This window comes from Paenibacillus sp. 01T422 (genome assembly GCF_056398785.1).
Map to the genome: position 1 here is coordinate 1 of NZ_JBFTQB010000713.1, position 3,447 is coordinate 3,447.

General features: G+C 46.7%; 3 protein-coding genes. 2 read left to right on the forward strand and 1 reads right to left on the reverse strand.

Features of this window, described 5'->3' with window-relative positions; translation table 11 throughout:
* Window positions 1-570 (forward strand): type 2 periplasmic-binding domain-containing protein (locus AC1DUA_RS29575; protein ID WP_477503145.1); only part of this gene is annotated, 570 nt, incomplete at its 5' end.
* Between the two features lie 149 nt (window positions 571-719).
* Window positions 720-1,943: a BNR-4 repeat-containing protein gene (locus AC1DUA_RS29580; RefSeq protein WP_477503146.1), complete on the forward strand. Its 1,224-nt coding sequence runs from the start codon at window positions 720-722 to the stop codon at window positions 1,941-1,943.
* A gap of 335 nt (window positions 1,944-2,278) precedes the next feature.
* Here the strand turns inward: AC1DUA_RS29580 and AC1DUA_RS29585 are convergent, their stop codons facing one another.
* Window positions 2,279-3,358 (reverse strand): dihydrodipicolinate synthase family protein, encoded by a 1,080-nt coding sequence (locus AC1DUA_RS29585; RefSeq protein ID WP_477503147.1) that lies wholly within the window; start codon window positions 3,356-3,358, stop codon window positions 2,279-2,281.
* Between the last annotated feature and the right edge of the window lie 89 nt (window positions 3,359-3,447).

Sequence of the window (3,447 nt, forward strand, 5' to 3'; positions counted from 1 at the left end):
CCCCCTCCTGAGGGCGCACCTGGTTATCGTGTCAACCCATATACCCACATTCTGGAAGCAGGTATGACCTTCTCTTCAAAATCCAAGAAGGTCAAGGAAGCGCTCCAAGCTTTCGATTGGTTTTATAGTGAGGAAGGCAAAGAACTTTTAAGCTGGGGTAAAGGTGACGAAGTGTATGTGACTGAGAATGGGAAAAAGAAATTACGTCCTGAATATCTGGATATTACAGATGTTCGCAAGAAGACCGGACTAGCGACGAACGGAACCTACACTTGGTTTAATTATGACGCACATCTAATTCCTGCTACACAAGAGCAGCGTGATGCCTATGATTTGGCACGCAAGCATGACAGTGTCTATCATGTGAGACCCCAGTACATTGAAAGCGAACTGTCCAGTGTTTCCTTACTGCAAGCTGCTGTAGATAAGCATCGCAACGAGCAAATTACCAAATTCATACTAGGCCAACGCAGCATGGATGAGTGGGATCAATATGTATCCGAAGCTAAGAAGATTGGTGTAGACGAATTGATGAAAATTACCCAAACTGCCTACGACCGACTCAAATAAAACTCTCCTCTCTACGAATTGGGAATTGAGAACTGAGAATCAAAGAACGCCTTACCGGGAGCTGTCGCTTCCCTGTATGGCGTTCTGTTTCATCACAGATAATTATCTTCATCCACTTTGAACAAGTGTTAAGATAAGGAGATTGACAGATGAATCCACACTTACGCATGAATCACGAATTCACATCAGACGGGGCGTGGTGCTTTTTCGCCGACCCGCGTGCGCTCTACTATCTGGGTCAGCACCGTAGAACGTATGTCGGCTGGTTGAATAGTGCAGGAGATGTATGGATTGGCTCTTACGATCATCTGCTGGATACCCACGATTCTTTCTTGATCCGATCTGCTCTTCAGCAGGATGATCACGCCAACCCATCCCTATATATAGATGAATCGGGACGTATCACGATCTTTTATTCCGCTCATAATGGGTCCAAGATGTATTATCGGACAACCCAATTGCCGGAAGAACTCTCCTCCTTCGGACCTGAGATGCAGCTTCCTGCGAATACCGATGGGCATCACGGCTACACCTACCCCAATCCAATCTACCTATCAGAGGAGCAACGGCTCTATTTGTTCTGGCGTGGAGGCAATTTCAAGCCTAATTTCAGCGTCTCCCCTGATTTGGATCACGGCGCTTGGTCCCCTGCCCGTACTCTGATCATGGACAGCGGTCAAAGGCCTTATATCCGTTATGCTTCCAATGGGAAAGACACGATACATTTCTCTTGTACCGACGGACATCCGAATATTGAACCTTATAACAGTATTTATTATGCTCGTTATCGAGAAGCAGCTATTTACCGGGCAGATGGCTCGTTAATCAAGCAATTTGAAGATTTGCCGCTTGAACTTTCCGAAATCGATATCGTATTCAACGGAAGAGATACAAAACGGAATGCCTGGATTTGGGATGTAACAGAGGATAAGCAAGGACATCCCGTCATCGTCTACGTAGTATTTGAGTCCCTGGAGGATCATCGTTACTACTACAGTCGTTGGAATGGCGCACAATGGGTGACAAATGAGATCACGGCTGCAGGCCGCTGGTTCCCTCAAACTCCTGACGGTGTTGTAGAGAGTGAACCCTACTATTCAGGCGGAATTATTCTGGATCACACTGATCCATCCGTCGTGTATTTATCACGGGAAGTAAAGGGAACGTTCGAGATCGAACGGTGGAATACCTCCGATCTTGGAGTCACGTGGTTATGCGTATCTATAACTGCAAACTCTACATGCCATCAAGTACGGCCATATCTGACCCGTGGCAACCATGACGAGCAAGCCATCCTCTTCTGGATGAGCGGGAACTATGTACGCTACACAAACTACAGTACTTCAATAAGAGCAATGATTCCTGCTAGATAGTTGTTGGTAGCTTCCCACTTCCAATTTCTAAGGGGACATTCCATATAGCCACCTCAGCTGATAGAGAGGGAAAAATGCCGTTATTCTAAGCTGGCTTGTAGCAGTGAATGAAATAGCGGTAGAAACCCCAGCTAAATCATCGAACGCTACCAGAAAACTGCTAGATCTGATGAAATTAGCAGTAGAAAATCTAGTTATTTGGTAAAAAATGGATCAAACACTGAAAATAACAGAAGTAATCGGCGCTACTTACTAAGGAATCCGTCCACCAGGTAATCTGAAGAGGCTCCCCCTCAGTCACTTGATGACTTTTGGGAGAGCCTCTTAGTTTTTTACTATTTGTTCAATAACCATTCCTGCAAGTGTTTTGTGACAAATTCATCATCGTTTAAATGCGGGTAATCTACGTACATCCGGTCAATCTCCTCTGCTTGCCCCGGAGATAATACTTCATTCGGATTCAAGCACCACGTCCCTTTCAACAGTCCTTGACGGCGCAAAACTTCATGAATTCCCGGAATGCAGCCTGCAAACTGGTGAGCTGGGTCAAAAAATGCCGCATTCGTCTCCGTCACTTCAATATTACGAGTCAGCCACTCTTTGTCGATCTGCCCGACATTTCTCACTTGCTTTATTTCTTCAAGCAGCTCGACAGCCTTATGCGTCCAAACCGCCCAATGCCCCAGCAGACCACCGACGATGCTTTTTTCCACAGAAATTCCGTTGACTTGAAAGCGATATGTTGTCAACAAATCGTTAACARTATTATCGTCATTGCCCGTATACAAAGCAATTTCGTCGCGACGGCTTGAATAGCATACGGCCCGCGCGACATCAATTGTTTGGTAACGATTAAACGGCGCCATTTTGATCGCTATAATACCTGGAATTTCCGCAAACTGCCGCCAAAAATCAAAGCTGAACATACGCCCGCCTACCGATGGCTGCAAATAAAAGCCGATGACCGGGATCTGATCGGCCACCGCTCTAGTTCGCTCTAGAATATCCGCTTCCGTCCAATCCTTCAGTCCACCCATACTAAGAAGTCCTGCATCATACCCTAACTTTAACGCCAGCTCCGACTCCGCCAGAGCCTGCTTCGTAGGACCACAGATACCTGCCACCTTGATAAAAGGACGCTGTAAGTCAGCGTTGTCTACTTCCTCTGAAGCCATACGCAGCACAGGTTCAAGCAGGTTGACGTCTTTATTTCGAATTTCAAATTGGGTCGAGTGTACGCCAACAGCAACCCCGCCAGCGCCCGCCGCCATATAATAACGGGTCAACGCACGTTGATGCTGTTCGTCAAGTTGAAGGTTAACATCCAAGGCCAGAGGATGAGCAGGAATCACAAGCCCTTCATGCAGCGCTTGCAGCTTTGTCTTAGACAAGTCCCTGCGTAAGTGGGAAGGCATTAGTATTTCCCCTCTCTTTCCTGGAAGTGCGTTTCTTTATTCCAGGTTGCGCCATCAGCTGCTACCCATTCGGCAATCCATTCCAACAT